The following is a 14,018-nucleotide window of genomic DNA, read 5'->3' as shown; positions in this document are numbered from 1 at the left end:
ATGGCTAAATGACGTCCATGGTCACCGTGCTCGATAATCGCCAGCCGGCCGGGGAAGTGCCCCGGCCGCGGCATCCCGAAAAAGCCCATCGCCCCGACACTGCGACGATGGTGCCCAAGCCCGATTGGATCCGCGTCAAGGCGCCGACCTCGCAGGGCTACCACGAGACGCGCGCCATCGCGCGCTCCAACAACCTCGTCACCGTGTGCGAAGAGGCCGGCTGCCCCAACATCGGCGGTTGCTGGGAGAAGAAGCACGCGACCTTCATGATCATGGGCGGGATCTGCACTCGCGCCTGCTCCTTCTGCAACGTCGCGACCGGACGTCCGCACGCGCTGGACCACAGCGAGCCGGAAAGCGTCGGCCGCGCGGTCGCGGCGATGGGCCTCAACCACGTCGTCATCACCTCCGTCGATCGCGACGATCTGCCGGACGGCGGGGCCGAGCACTTCGTCCGCACGATTCGCGCCATCCGCGCCGCCGCCCCCGGGACCACCGTCGAGATCCTGACGCCCGACTTCCTGCGCAAGCCCGGCGCGCTCGAGACCGTCGTCGCCGCCCGGCCTGACGTCTTCAACCACAATCTCGAGACGGTGCCGTCGAACTATCTGACGGTCCGGCCCGGCGCCCGCTACTTCCACTCGATCCGGCTGCTGCAGCAGGTCAAGGAACTCGATCCGACGATCTTCACCAAGTCGGGGATCATGGTCGGGCTCGGCGAGGAGCGGAACGAGGTTCTCCAGCTGATGGACGACCTGCGCTCGGCCGACGTCGACTTCCTGACGATCGGCCAGTACCTGCAGCCGACCAAGAAGCATCATCCGGTCATCCGCTACGTGCCGCCGGAGGAGTTCGCCTCCTTCGAGACGGTGGCGTTGAGCAAGGGCTTCCTCGTCGTCGCGGCCAGCCCGCTGACGCGTTCGTCGCACCATGCCGGGGAAGATTTCGACCGGCTCAAGGCCGCCCGGCTCGCCCGCCAGGCCGCCGCCTGATCCGCCTCCCGACAGTCCAGAGCCCATGCCCCAGCACGAGACCACGCGCCACGTACGCCACACGCCGGCCCAGATGTTCGCGCTGGTCGCCGACGTCGAGCGCTATCCGGAGTTCCTGCCGCTCTGCCAGCGCCTCGTCATCCAGTCCGAGCGGGAGAAGGACGGCCGGAAGCTGCTCGTGGCGGACATGACAGTCGCCTACAAGATGATCCGCGAGACCTTCACCTCGCAGGTTCTGCTCAAGCCGGACGAAAACCAGATCGACGTCAGCTATGTCGACGGCCCGTTCCGCTATCTCGACAACCGCTGGAACTTCCTGCCCGCCGCCGACGGCGGATGCGACGTCCGGTTCTTCATCGACTACGCCTTCAAGAGCCGGACGCTGGGACTGCTGATGGGGTCGATGTTCGACTATGCCTTCCGGCGGTTCTCGCAGGCTTTCGAGGAGCGAGCTAACGTCATTTACGGCGATCCTGCTACGAGTGCCGTCGCCGCGACCTAGCCGGGCAGGGCCGCCAGCAGCATCTCGAGCGCGACGATCGTGCTGGCCTGCCGGATCGCGGCGCGGTCCCGGTCGCCGAAGCGCTCTTCGCGATGGCGCGTCCCTTCCGGGCCCGTGCAGGCGAAATGCACCAGGCCGACCGGCTTGCCCGGCGAGCCTCCGCCCGGACCCGCAATTCCCGTGATCGAGACCGCGACGTCGACGCCTGAATTGCGCCGCGCGCCTTCCGCCATCTCCCGCGCGGTTTCCTCCGAGACGGCGCCATGGGCGGCGAGCGTTGTTTCCGCGACGCCCAGCATCGCGACCTTGGCGGCATTGGAATAGGTGACGAAGCCTCGGTCGAACACCGCGGACGAGCCGGCGATGTCGGTGAGCGCCGCGGCGACCATGCCGCCGGTACACGACTCGGCGGTGGCGATCGTCGCTCCGGCGGCAGCGTAGCGTTCGACGATCGCCGCAGCGAGAGGTCGCGTCGAAGTTACCTCGCTCACGCCGTCTCTCCATAGGCGACGCTCGCGGTGGCGATGGCGGCGATCCCCTCGCGGCGGCCGACGAAGCCGATCGCCTCGTTGGTCGTCGCCTTCACCGAGACGCGATCGAGATCCAGTCCCGTCATCGCGGCGATCGCCTGCCGCATCGCCTCGCGATGCGGCGCGATCTTCGGTGCCTCGCAGATCAGCGAGATATCGGCGTTCATGATGCGCCCGCCCTTGCCACGGACGATTGCGACTGCTTTCTCGACGAAAATGTGCGACGCGGCGCCTCGCCATTGCGGGTCGCTCGGCGGAAAGTGGTCGCCGATGTCGCCAGCGCCGCAGGTGGCGAGCAGCGCATCGGTGAGGGCATGCAGCCCGACATCGGCATCGGAATGCCCGTCGAGCCCGCCGTCATGGGGAATGCTGACGCCGCACAGCGTCACGTGATCGCCCTGCGTCAGGCGGTGCACGTCGTAGCCGTTGCCGGTCCGGACATCGATCATACGGTGGGTTCCCTTCAGCCGCTCGTCGGCGAGGGCGATATCACGGGCGGTGGTGAGTTTCACGTTGTCGGCCGATCCCTCGACCAGCCTGACGGACATGCCGGCCCATTCGGCAATGGACGCGTCGTCGGTGAATTCCCGAGCTTCCCCGGCCGCCGCGGCATGGGCGGCGCGGATCGCCGCGAAGGGAAATGCCTGCGGCGTCTGGGCAGCAAAGAGGCTCCTGCGGTCGATCGTCGCCTCGATGATCCCGTCCGCCGCGCCGCGCTTCAGCGTGTCGGCGACCGCGATCGCCGGTATGACGCCCGTCGTGGCTCCGACCGCGGCCAGCGTCCGGTCGATCAGCGCGGCATCGACGAACGGGCGGACGCCGTCATGGATCAGCACGGTCTGTGGCTCCGGCGCCGACGCCAGCGCCTCCAGCCCCCGCCGCACGGACGATTGCCGCGTCGGTCCGCCCTCGACCACCATGACCTGCGACAACCGATTCCCGAGCGCAGCGCTCAGAAGCGCCCGGTCGTCCGGATGCACGACGACGGCGACTCGGTCGATGCCGGAATGGGCAAGGAACTGTTCGATCGTGCGCCGCAGGACCGGAATCCCGCCGATGTTCCGATACTGCTTCGGGCCTTCGGCCGACTGGCCGGCGCGCTCGCCGCGTCCGGCGGCCACGATGATCGCTGCGGCGCTCGATGTCACTGCCACTTCCCCCTGCTGCGACGGATCCTCGCACATAGCTCGGTTGTCCCTATCGCAGAGCAACATGCTTGTCTTTTGAGCATGCACCGATAAGGTACAAACCACTGACGCAAGAATCGCCATTTATCGTAGGCGCCCAAGGAATAGGCGGTGCAAACCCCAACATGCCCGATCTGCGCGATCCTCTGACAATCGGCAACGCGCGGCTGCGAAACCGTGTGCTCCTGGCGCCGCTCTCCGGCATTTCGGACGTGCCCTTCCGACGGCTGGCACGGCGCTTCGGCGCCGGCATGGTCGTATCGGAAATGGTTGCGAGTGGCGAGTTCGTCAAAGGCGACCAGGAGAGCGCGCTGCGGGCGATGCGCGACGGCCCGGGTCTGCATGTCGTGCAGCTGGCGGGCCGCGATCCCGCGTGGATGCGGCAGGCCGCCGAACAGCTCTCGGACGCAGGCGCCGACATCATCGACATCAACATGGGCTGCCCCGCGAAGAAGGTGGTGGGTGGCCTGTCCGGATCGGCGCTGATGCGGGAGCCGGAGCTGGCGCTGCGCATAGTCGAGGCGACGGTGGCCGGTGCCGGCGCCGTCCCGGTCACGCTGAAGATGCGGCTCGGTTGGGATCGGGAAACGATCAATGCCCCGGTGCTGGCGGCGCGGGCCGAAGCGGCCGGCGTCCGATCCATCGTGGTGCACGGGCGGACCCGGTCGGAATTCTACGAGGGCCATGCCGACTGGCATGCCATCGCCGCGGTGCGGGACGCCGTCGACATTCCGGTCATCGCCAATGGCGATCTGACCTGTCCCGAAGACCTTACGCCGATGTTGGCGGCCAGCCGTGCCGACGCGGTGATGGTCGGCCGCGGCAGCCAGGGCCGCCCGTGGTTGCCGGGGCTTCTCGCCGGCGCCATCGGCGAAGCCGAACTGACGGCTTTGTGCCTCGCCGACCTGGTCGAGGAGCACTACGACGCGATGCTGAGCCACTATGGAACCGGCGCCGGACTGCGCCGCGCCCGCAAGCACCTCGGCTGGTACCTCGACCATTTCGCGGCAGCGGCAGGGTCCGTTGCCGCGACCGACCGCGCCGCGATCCTCGGCGGCGCCGATACCGCCGCGATCCGCCTGCGGCTGCGCCAGATCCTCGGCGCAACGGACATCGCCGCGGTGGAGCCAGCCTTCCGGCTCCGGCCGCTGCGGCGGGCGGCCTGAGCCATGAACAATGTCTACGAAGTGATGTCGGCGACCGCCGCGCAGATGAAGATCCTCAATGCCCTGCCGCACCCGGTGGTGGTGGTCGACCGCGACGGTCGCTTCCACTTCGCCAATTCGGATGCCGAGCAGTTCTTTTCCGCCGGCATGGCGTATCTCGCCAAGCGGCGCCTGCAGGACTTCGTGCCCGCCGACAGCCCGCTGTTTGCGCTGATCGAACAGGTGCGCACCGAGAACTCGCGCATCAGCGAATACCGCGTCGACGTTTCCTCGCCGCGTCTCGGAAGCGAGCGGATGGTCGATCTCTACGTGTCGCCGCTGCCGGACAATCCCGACCTGGTGGTGGTCATGGTCCAGCTGCGCTCGATCGCCGACAAGATGGATCGCCAGCTCACCCACCGCTCGGCGGCGCGCAGCGTGACCGGGCTGGCGGCGATGCTGGCGCACGAGATCCGCAATCCGCTGTCGGGCATCAAGGGCGCGGCGCAGCTCCTGGCGACCAATGCGAGCGACGAGGATCGCGGCCTGACGCGGCTGATCCAGGAAGAAAGCGACCGCATCGTCAAGCTCGTCGATCGCATGGAAGTGTTCTCCGACCAGCGCCCGATCGAACGGTCGGCGGTGAACATCCATTCGGTGCTCGAGCACGTGAAGACGCTCGGCAAGAACGGCTTTGCCCGGGGCGCCAGGATCAGCGAGCTTTACGACCCCTCGCTGCCCGCGGTCTTCGCCAATCGCGACCAGCTGGTGCAGGTTTTCCTCAACCTCCTGAAGAACGCCGCCGAAGCGGTGCATGGCCGCGAGGACGGCGAGATCAAGCTGATGACGGCGTTCCGCCCCGGCGTCCGCCTCTCTGTGCCGGGCACCAAGGACCGGGTGACGCTGCCGCTGGAGTTTTGCGTCGAGGACAATGGCGACGGCGTCCCCGACGACATCCGGGAATACATTTTCGATCCCTTCGTCACCACCAAGCCCAGCGGCTCGGGCCTCGGCCTCGCGCTGGTGGCCAAGATCGTCGGCGATCACGGCGGGGTCATCGAATGCGATTCGCAACCGGGACACACCGTGTTCCGCATTCTGATGCCGGCCTGGCGGGAGGAGGCCAGCGAGGCCGAGCCCCAGTACAACTTCGGAAGCGAAGGCTGAGAAAGACAACATGACCATGCAGATCCTCGTCGCCGACGACGATTCCGCGATCCGGACGGTAGTCTCTCAGGCGCTGATGCGCGCCGGCTTCGAGGTCCGCGTGACCTCCAACATCGCCACGCTCTGGCGCTGGATCTCGGCCGGGGACGGCGACCTGGTCATCACCGACGTGCTGATGCCCGACGGCAACGCCTTCGACACGCTGCCGAAGATCAAGAACTCACGGCCCGACCTGCCGGTCGTGGTGATGAGCGCCCAGAACACCTTCATGACGGCGATCAAGGCCTCGGAGAAGGGGGCCTACGACTACATTCCCAAGCCCTTCGACCTGACCGAATTGGTGTCGATCGTCCGACGGGCGCTGTCGGAGCCGAAGGGCGGCAAGCGCGCCGCTCCCGACGAGATGCAGGAATCGATGCCGCTGGTCGGGCGTTCGCCCGCCATGCAGGACATCTACCGGGCGCTCGCACGGATGATGCAGACCGACCTGACGGTGACGATCAGCGGCGAGTCCGGCACCGGTAAGGAACTGGTTGCCCGCGCGCTCCACGACTACGGACGCCGCCGCAAGGGACCTTTCGTCGCCATCAACATGGCAGCCATCCCGCGCGACCTGATCGAGTCGGAGCTCTTCGGCCACGAGAAGGGTGCCTTCACCGGCGCCCAGACCCGCACCAGCGGCCGGTTCGAGCAGGCGGAAGGCGGCACGCTGTTTCTGGACGAGATCGGCGACATGCCGATGGAGGCCCAGACGCGGCTGCTGCGCGTGCTGCAGCAGGGCGAATACACCGTGGTGGGCGGGCGCACGCCGATCACCACCGACGTGCGCATCGTCGCCGCGACCAACAAGGACCTGCGCCAGCTGATCAGCCGCGGCCTGTTTCGCGAGGACCTGTTCTACCGGCTCAACGTCGTGCCGCTGCGGCTGCCGCCGCTGCGCGAGCGGATCGAGGATCTGTCGGACCTCGCGCAGCATTTCTTCGCCCAGGTGGAGAAGGAGGGTCTGCCGCGCAAGACCCTCAGCCAGGGCGCGCTCGACGTCATGCGACGCTACCCGTGGCCCGGCAATGTCCGCGAGCTTGAGAACCTGATCCGCCGCCTGTCCGCCCTCTATCCGCAGGACGAGATCTCGGCCGAACTGGTCGAGCACGAACTCCACAACGACAGCACGCGCTCGCCCGGCATCGAGGCCGAAGGCGGCAAGCCGATCGAACTGAACGCCTCGGTGGAACGCTACCTCGCCGACTACTTCTCGTCCTTCGGGGACGATCTGCCGCCCCCCGGCCTGCACGGTCGCATCCTGCGCGAGGTGGAGTATCCGCTGATCGCAGCGGCCTTGGCCGCCACACGCGGCAATCAGGTCAAGGCGGCGGACCTGCTCGGCGTCAACCGCAACACCCTGCGCAAGAAGATCCGCGACCTCGACATTTCCGTGATCCGCTCGATAAGATAACGGAAATCTCGGCGCTCGTTGCAGTTTGGACACATTCTGTTGCTGTGTGGCAACGGGCCCCACAAACGCAGCGGATCATGACGTCGCAACCGATCCAGTCCGACAACGAAGTGCCGTTCCTGCTTGAGCGGCGGCGTTTCATGCTGGTGCCTGGCCTGCTGGCGGTGGTCGGCGCGCTGGTGACCGGCGCGATCTCGTTCGTCGTCCTGATGGGGCTCACCCCGATCGAGCCGAGCGACACGATCGTCACCATCGCGACGATCGTCAACAGCGTGTTCGTGCTGCTGCTCTGCGTGCTGATCGGCCGCGAAGTACTGCGCATGGTCCGGGCGCGGCGCCAGGGCAAGGCGGCATCCCGGCTGCATGTGCGCATCGTCCTGCTGTTCTCGATCGTCGCCGCACTGCCGGCCCTGCTGGTCGCCATCGTCGCGGGCATCACGCTGGATCTCGGCCTCGACCGCTGGTTCGAGATCCGCACGCGCACCATCGTCGAATCCTCGATCAGCGTCGCCCGCGCCTATGTCAACGAGAACGCCCGCAACCTGCAGGGCTCGACGCTGTCGATGGCCTACGACCTCGACCAGCAGCGCCGGCTCTACGACCTCGACCGCACCGGCTTCCAGCAGCTGATGACGGAGCAGGCGAGGGGGCGTTCGCTGCTCGGCGCGCAATTGCTGCGGCCCGACGGCACGCCGTTCCTCGCCGCCCAGGTCGAGGTCGATCGACCGCTGCCGGTGCCGCCGGCGGACGCGCTGGCCCAGGCCGCGGACGGCAACCTGGTGTTCATCCCGCCCGGCGTCACCAATCTCGTCGGGGCGATCATCCAGCTGCGGCAGATCTCCGACGCCTATCTTTATACCGTCCGCGCCGTCGATCCGGAGGTGATCGCCGCCCTGCGGCTGATGGAGGAGCGGTCGGCGGAATATTCCAGCCTGCAGTCGAACCGCTTCGGCCTGCAGGTGGCGTTCGCGATTCTCTATCTCGGAATCATGCTGATCGTGCTGCTGTCGGCGATCTGGACCGGCATCGGCGTCGCCGACCGGCTGGTACGCCCCATCCGCCTGCTGATGGGCGCGGCGGACGAGGTGAGCGAGGGCAATCTCGCCGTCTCGGTGCCGGTGCGGGCCTCGGACGGGGATGTCGGCTCGCTCTCCAACACCTTCAACAATATGATCCTGCAGCTGCGCAGCCAGCGCTCGGAGCTGGTTCACGCCAAGGACGTCATCGACGAACGGCGGCGGTTCATCGAGGCGGTCTTGTCGGGCGTGACGGTCGGCGTCATCGGCGTCGAGCGCGACGGCACCGTGTCGATGCTCAACCCCTCGGCGCAGCGCATCCTCGCCGTCGAATCGCAGCGCATCGTCGGGCGCCGGCTGACGGACGTGTTCCCGGAGATCGGCCGCATCCACCGCGCCGCCACGACCTCGCATCGCCAGGAGTACCAGGAGGAGGTCAAGCTGCGCATCCGCCAGCGCGAGCGGGCGCTGGCCGTGCGGATCACCTCCTCGGAAGAGGCAGAGGGGGCGCAGTCGAGCGTCGTCACCATCGACGACATCACCGATCTGGTCGATGCGCAGCGCACCTCCGCCTGGGCGGACGTGGCGCGCCGCATCGCCCACGAGATCAAGAACCCGCTGACCCCGATCCAGCTGTCGGCGGAGCGCATCCGCCGCCGCTACGGCAAGCGGGTCGAGGACGACCGCGAGGTCTTCGACCGCTGCATCGAGACGATCATCCGGCAGGTCTCCGACATCGGCCGCATGGTCGATGAGTTCTCCACCTTTGCCCGCATGCCGAAGCCGCGGATGGAGACGATCGATCTTCGCGAAGCCTTGCGGGAGGCGGTCTTCATGCGCGAGATGGGCGACCACGGCATCGACTTCACCGCCGAGATCCCCAACGAGCCGATGCTGGGAGCCTACGATATCCGGCTGCTGTCGCAGGCCTTCGGCAACATCGTGAAGAACGCGGTCGAATCGCTCGAGGCGGCCGGAACGAACGGCGGCAAGATCACCATCAGGGCGGAAGCCGGCACCGACCGGCACCGGATCGACATCATCGACAACGGCCGCGGATTTCCGACCGAGGATCGAGATCGGCTCCTCGAGCCCTACATGACGACGCGCGAGAAGGGCACGGGCCTCGGCCTGGCGATCGTGCGCAAGATTATCGAAGACCATGGCGGCACCATCGCGCTGGACGACGCCCCCGACCAGCCGCACGGCGCCATGGTCCGCATCACGCTACCCGCCGTCCCGCCTTCGCAGAAGGCAGGGCGGCAAGGGGACGATACCGTAGAAAGGACTGGTGAAACCGATGGCATCGGACATCCTGATCGTCGATGACGAAGCCGACATCCGTGAGCTGGTGGCGGGCATTCTCGAGGACGAAGGTCACGAGACCCGGACGGCAGGCGATTCCGACGCCGCGCTGCAGTCCATCGCCGAGCGTCTGCCGCGGCTGGTGTTTCTGGATATCTGGCTGCGCGGCAGCCGGCTGGACGGGCTGGACCTGCTCGACGCCATAAAGGCGCAGCATCCGGAGGTCCCGGTGGTGATGATATCCGGGCACGGCAACATCGAGACCGCCGTCTCGGCCATCCGGCGGGGCGCCTACGACTATATCGAAAAGCCCTTCAAGGCCGATCGGCTGATCCTCATCGCCGAGCGGGCGCTGGAGACGTCGAAGCTGAAGCGCGAAGTTTCCGAGCTGCGGCGCCGCTCGTCAGACTTCACCGAGCTGATCGGCAAGTCGCACCCGATGAACCAGCTGCGCACGCTGATCGAGCGCGTCGCACCGACGAACAGCCGCGTGATGATTCTCGGACCGTCCGGATCCGGCAAGGAGATGGTCGCGCGGGCGATCCATGCCGGATCGAGCCGTTCTGACGGGCCCTTCGTCGCCCTCAACGCCGCGGCCATCACACCGGACCGCATGGAAGTGGAGCTGTTCGGCACGGAGACGCCGCCGGGCGTGGAACGCAAGGTCGGCGCGCTCGAGGAGGCGCATCGCGGCGTGCTGTATCTCGACGAGATCGGCGACATGCCGCGCGAGACCCAGAACAAGATCCTGCGCGTGCTCACCGACCAGACCTTCGAACGGGTCGGGGGCTCAAAGCGGGTCAAGGTGGACGTCCGGATCATCTCCTCGACGGCGCAGAATCTCGAATCGATGATCGCCGACGGCAGCTTCCGCGAGGATCTCTTCCATCGGCTGGCGGTGGTGCCGATCGCTGTGCCGCCGCTGGCGGATCGCCGTCAGGACATTCCGATGCTGATCGATGCGTTCATGACGCAGATCAGCGAACAGACCGGCATCAAGCCGCGGACGATCGGCCCCGAGGCAATGGCGGTGCTGCAGTCGAGCGACTGGCCCGGCAATGTCCGGCAGCTGCGCAACAACGTCGAACGCCTGATGATCCTGTCGCGGGAAGGCGACGGCGACACGCCGATCTCCGCCGACATGCTGCCGAGCGAGGTCGGCGACATGCTGCCGCGCACGCCGAGCCAGTCGAACGGCCAGATCCTGGCGCTGCCGCTGCGCGACGCGCGCGAGGTCTTCGAGAAGGAGTATCTCGTCGCGCAGATCAACCGGTTCGGCGGCAACATCTCGCGGACCGCCGAATTCGTCGGCATGGAGCGCTCGGCCCTGCATCGGAAGCTGAAATCGCTCGGCATCTGAGGCGGCGGCGCGCCGCGACCGCGACGCCGCAGCGCCCGATGCCGGTGCTGCGGCCCGCGTGTGCCGTCCGCTTTGCACCGGCGTCGGGAAGCCGATATGGAACGGCGTGCGCCGGCGTGTCGGCTGAGGATTGCAGAGCATGAAAGTCGTCATCTGCGGGGCTGGCCAGGTCGGCTACGGCATCGCCGAACGTCTCGCGTCGGAGCGCAACGACGTCTCGGTGATCGACACCTCGCCGTCGCTGGTGCAGGCCATCCGGGACAATCTCGACGCCCGCGGCTTCGTCGGCCATGGCGCCCAGCCGGACGTCCTGGCCGAGGCCGGTGCCGAGCAGGCCGACATGATCATCGCCGTGACGCTGCACGACGAGGTCAACATGGTGGCCTGCCAGGTCGCCCATTCGCTGTTCAACGTGCCGACCAAGATCGCGCGCATCCGGGCGCAGAGCTATCTGCGCCCGCACTGGCAGGATCTGTTCTCGACGGACAACATGCCCATCGACGTGATCATCTCGCCGGAGCTGGAGGTCGGTGAGATGGTGCTGCGGCGGATCGCGCTGCCGGGTGCCATGGACGCCGTGCGCTTCTCGGACGACGCCATCGCCATGGTGGCGATCGAGTGCCGCGAGGACTGCCCTGTGGTCAACACCCCGCTCGAGCAGCTGACCGAGCTGTTCCCCGACCTCAACGCCACGGTGGTCGGGATCTGGCGCGGCGACGGGCTGTTCGTGCCGAGTTCGGGTGACCAGATGGTGCCGGGCGATGTCGCCTACGTCGTCGCCGAGCGCACCCAGGTGCGCCGGACCCTCGGCCTGTTCGGGCACGAGGAGCCGGAGGCGGCGCGGATCGTCATCGTCGGCGGCGGCAATATCGGTCTTTACGTCGCCAGGCAGATGGAGAAGCGCAATCTCGGCGCCCGGATCCGGGTGATCGAGGCGAACCACGACCGCGCCGTGACGATCTCCGACGAGCTGAAACGGACGATCGTGCTTCACGGCAGCGGCCTCGATCAGGTCATCCTCGACGAGGCCGACATTTCCGAGAGCGACCTGCTCGTCGCGCTGACCAACGACGACAAGGTCAACATCCTCGCCAGCGTCATGGCAAAGCGCCTTGGCTGCCGCGGCAATCTCACGCTCCTGAACAACGCCGACTACCAGGGCTTCACGCGGACGCTGGGCATCGACGCCTTCATAAACCCGCGCTCCGTCACCATATCGCGGGTACTGCAGCATGTGCGGCGTGGCCGTATCCGCGCCGTCCATTCGATCCAGAACGGCCTTGCCGAGGTGATCGAGGCCGAAGCGCTGGAAACCTCGCCGCTGGTCGGCAAGCCGCTGCGCGAACTGGATCTGCCGGAGAACCTGCGGATCGGGGCGATCTACCGCAACGGCGAATATGTCCGGCCCAACGGACAGACAAAGATCAAGGCGAAGGACAGGGTGGTAATCTTCGCGGCAGCGAGCGCCGTCCGCCATGTCGAACAGCTGTTCCGCGTCAGTCTGGAGTTCTTCTAAGAGCCGGGGAACGGTTTTTTTCACGCTTGTCGCCGGATCATCTTGGGAAAAGATCCGAGGGGCTCTATTCCTCGGGATGACCAGGACGCAATCTCGTCAGGCGGCGCTGCCGCAGGACGGGTGATGGACCATGCGCGATGCAGCAAGCCGGGCCAGCCGGCATCGCATCGCCAATAAGAACAGAACAAGGAACCAACGATGCCGGAACGGACGCAAAACCTCCAGGACCTCTTCCTCAACACCGTGCGCAAGCAGAAGATCTCGCTGACCATCTTCCTGGTCAACGGCGTCAAACTGACCGGCGTGGTGACCTCCTTCGACAATTTCTGCGTCCTGCTGCGCCGCGATGGCCATTCCCAGCTGGTCTACAAGCACGCCATTTCCACCATCATGCCCTCCCAGCCGGTCCATATGCACGACGGCGGGGACGACGACAGGACCGACTGATTGACCGAACCCCGCGAAAACCATCCCAAGGGCCCGATCGAGCACGAGAGCGTCGCGACGCGCGCCGCCGTGTTCGTGCCGGTGTTCAAGCAGTTCACGGCAAAGGAAGACGGCATTGCGCCGGGTGCCGAGCTCGTGCGCCGCAGCGACGAGGCCCGGCTTGCCGAGGCGCTGGGACTGGCGGCCGCGATCGGCCTGGACATCAAGGCCAGCGGCGTCGTCTCCGGGCCGCGTCCGCGGCCTGCGACGCTGATCGGCGCCGGCAAGCTGGAGGAGATCAAAGGGGTGGTGGCGGCGGAGGAGATCGGCCTCGTCATCTTCGATCATCCGCTGACCCCGGTGCAGCAGCGCAACCTCGAGCGCGAGCTCGACGCCAAGGTGCTGGACCGCACCGGGCTGATCCTCGAGATCTTCGGGCAGCGCGCCCGCACCAAGGAAGGAACGCTGCAGGTCGAGCTCGCCCATCTCAACTATCAGCGCGGCCGGCTCGTGCGCAGCTGGACCCATCTGGAGCGCCAGCGCGGCGGCGCCGGCTTCCTCGGCGGCCCCGGCGAGACCCAGATCGAGTCGGACCGGCGCCAGCTGCAGGAGCGCATCAAGCGCCTCGAGAAGGATCTCGAGGCGGTCCGTCGTACCCGTCAGCTGCACCGGGCCAAGCGCAAGAAGGCGCCGCACCCGGTGGTGGCGCTGGTCGGCTACACCAATGCCGGCAAGTCGACGCTGTTCAACCGGCTGACCGGCGCCGACGTGCTCGTCCAGGACCTGCTGTTCGCCACCCTCGATCCGACCGTGCGGCGCACCACGCTGCCGCATGGCACCGAGGTGCGCTTCTCCGACACGGTGGGCTTCGTGTCCGACCTCCCGACACACCTCGTCGCCGCCTTCCGCGCGACGCTCGAGGAGGTGATCGAGGCCGACCTCGTCCTGCACGTGCGCGACATGGCGGATCCGGACACGCTCGCCCAGGCGGAGGACGTGCGGAAGATCCTGCGCGACCTCGAGATCGATGTCGACGACAGCGAGCATGTGATCGAGATCTGGAACAAGGCGGATCTCCTGGACGAGGCGTCGCTCAGCCACATCGAAGCGGTACGCGAGGGCCTGCCCGACCCGCGGGCGGCCCAAATCGTCTCGGCCGTTGCCAATACCGGCATCGGGCCGCTTCTCGACGATATCGAGCGGCGGATCGCCGGAACGCTGTGCGAGGTGACCCTCGACGTCGGCCCCGACGGCATGGGCATGCTGCCCTGGCTCTATCAGAACGCCACGGTGAGCCGGCGCGAGGACCGCGAGGATGGTGCCGTCTCGCTGACCGTCGAGATCACCACGCAGGGCCGGACGGAACTGCGCCGGATGACCCAGCAGATGCCGGACGTCGCCATCCGCTGATCAGCGGCG

Annotated in this window: 12 protein-coding genes; 10 read left to right on the top strand and 2 right to left on the bottom strand. The window is 67.2% G+C overall.

Annotated features, from left to right (window positions below; genetic code table 11):
• Positions 1-17 precede the first annotated feature (17 nt).
• Both lipA and LXB15_RS09000 read left to right on the top strand, forming a co-directional pair.
• The gene (lipA, locus tag LXB15_RS09005; RefSeq protein WP_233953108.1) at positions 18-992 is read left to right on the top strand and encodes a lipoyl synthase; all 975 of its coding nucleotides are present in this window, start codon (positions 18-20) and stop codon (positions 990-992) included.
• 25 nt (positions 993-1,017) lie between these two features.
• On the top strand, positions 1,018-1,494 hold the full coding sequence (locus tag LXB15_RS09000) for a type II toxin-antitoxin system RatA family toxin (protein ID WP_233952647.1): 477 nt from the start codon (positions 1,018-1,020) through the stop codon (positions 1,492-1,494).
• Here LXB15_RS09000 and LXB15_RS08995 read toward each other — a convergent pair.
• Entirely contained in the window at positions 1,491-1,985 is a 495-nt protein-coding gene (locus tag LXB15_RS08995; protein ID WP_255696814.1) for a CinA family protein, read from the bottom strand. The two genes, LXB15_RS09000 and LXB15_RS08995, sit on opposite strands and share 4 nt — an antisense overlap.
• Positions 1,982-3,208, bottom strand: coding sequence for a bifunctional 2-C-methyl-D-erythritol 4-phosphate cytidylyltransferase/2-C-methyl-D-erythritol 2,4-cyclodiphosphate synthase (locus LXB15_RS08990; protein WP_233953106.1), 1,227 nt, complete (start codon positions 3,206-3,208; stop codon positions 1,982-1,984). Before LXB15_RS08990 ends, LXB15_RS08995 begins: the two co-directional genes overlap by 4 nt.
• Before the next feature lie 128 nt (positions 3,209-3,336).
• Here LXB15_RS08990 and dusB point away from each other — a divergent pair, with 128 nt between their 5' ends.
• From dusB to hflX, 8 genes are all read left to right on the top strand, one after another.
• Positions 3,337-4,377, top strand: coding sequence for a tRNA dihydrouridine synthase DusB (dusB, locus tag LXB15_RS08985; protein WP_233952646.1), 1,041 nt, complete (start codon positions 3,337-3,339; stop codon positions 4,375-4,377).
• 3 nt (positions 4,378-4,380) lie between these two features.
• The gene (locus LXB15_RS08980; RefSeq protein WP_233952645.1) at positions 4,381-5,523 is read left to right on the top strand and encodes a nitrogen regulation protein NR(II); all 1,143 of its coding nucleotides are present in this window, start codon (positions 4,381-4,383) and stop codon (positions 5,521-5,523) included.
• A 10-nt stretch (positions 5,524-5,533) separates the two neighbouring features.
• Complete coding sequence (gene ntrC, locus LXB15_RS08975; RefSeq protein WP_233952644.1) at positions 5,534-6,976, top strand: nitrogen regulation protein NR(I); 1,443 nt, start codon at positions 5,534-5,536, stop codon at positions 6,974-6,976.
• A gap of 77 nt (positions 6,977-7,053) precedes the next feature.
• Complete coding sequence (locus LXB15_RS08970) at positions 7,054-9,321, top strand: PAS domain-containing sensor histidine kinase (RefSeq protein WP_233952642.1); 2,268 nt, start codon at positions 7,054-7,056, stop codon at positions 9,319-9,321.
• Positions 9,293-10,657, top strand: coding sequence for a sigma-54 dependent transcriptional regulator (locus LXB15_RS08965; protein ID WP_233952640.1), 1,365 nt, complete (start codon positions 9,293-9,295; stop codon positions 10,655-10,657). Before LXB15_RS08970 ends, LXB15_RS08965 begins: the two co-directional genes overlap by 29 nt.
• A gap of 139 nt (positions 10,658-10,796) precedes the next feature.
• Entirely contained in the window at positions 10,797-12,173 is a 1,377-nt protein-coding gene (gene trkA, locus LXB15_RS08960) for a Trk system potassium transporter TrkA (protein WP_233952638.1), read from the top strand.
• Between the two features lie 198 nt (positions 12,174-12,371).
• Positions 12,372-12,620 (top strand): RNA chaperone Hfq, encoded by a 249-nt coding sequence (gene hfq / locus LXB15_RS08955; protein ID WP_163044993.1) that lies wholly within the window; start codon positions 12,372-12,374, stop codon positions 12,618-12,620.
• On the top strand, positions 12,621-14,009 hold the full coding sequence (gene hflX / locus LXB15_RS08950) for a GTPase HflX (RefSeq protein WP_370640192.1): 1,389 nt from the start codon (positions 12,621-12,623) through the stop codon (positions 14,007-14,009).
• The last annotated feature ends 9 nt before the right edge of the window (positions 14,010-14,018 follow it).

Source organism: Aurantimonas sp. HBX-1 (genome assembly GCF_021391535.1).
GTDB lineage: Bacteria > Pseudomonadota > Alphaproteobacteria > Rhizobiales > Rhizobiaceae > Aurantimonas.
Note: the sequence above shows the minus strand (reverse complement) of the source record. Positions and strands in the feature narration are given on the sequence as shown.

Excerpts from the sequence above, each read along its gene's own strand:
- ntrC (WP_233952644.1), top strand. The coding sequence starts at position 5,534 with ATGACCATGCAGATCCTCGTCGCCGACGACGATTCCGCGATCCGGACG.
- LXB15_RS08980 (WP_233952645.1), top strand. The coding sequence starts at position 4,381 with ATGAACAATGTCTACGAAGTGATGTCGGCGACCGCCGCGCAGATGAAG.
- dusB (WP_233952646.1), top strand. The coding sequence starts at position 3,337 with ATGCCCGATCTGCGCGATCCTCTGACAATCGGCAACGCGCGGCTGCGA.
- LXB15_RS08965 (WP_233952640.1), top strand. The coding sequence starts at position 9,293 with ATGGCATCGGACATCCTGATCGTCGATGACGAAGCCGACATCCGTGAG.
- LXB15_RS09000 (WP_233952647.1), top strand. The coding sequence starts at position 1,018 with ATGCCCCAGCACGAGACCACGCGCCACGTACGCCACACGCCGGCCCAG.
- LXB15_RS08970 (WP_233952642.1), top strand. The coding sequence starts at position 7,054 with ATGACGTCGCAACCGATCCAGTCCGACAACGAAGTGCCGTTCCTGCTT.
- trkA (WP_233952638.1), top strand. The coding sequence starts at position 10,797 with ATGAAAGTCGTCATCTGCGGGGCTGGCCAGGTCGGCTACGGCATCGCC.
- LXB15_RS08990 (WP_233953106.1), bottom strand. The coding sequence starts at position 3,208 with ATGTGCGAGGATCCGTCGCAGCAGGGGGAAGTGGCAGTGACATCGAGC.
- hfq (WP_163044993.1), top strand. The coding sequence starts at position 12,372 with ATGCCGGAACGGACGCAAAACCTCCAGGACCTCTTCCTCAACACCGTG.
- lipA (WP_233953108.1), top strand. The coding sequence starts at position 18 with ATGGTCACCGTGCTCGATAATCGCCAGCCGGCCGGGGAAGTGCCCCGG.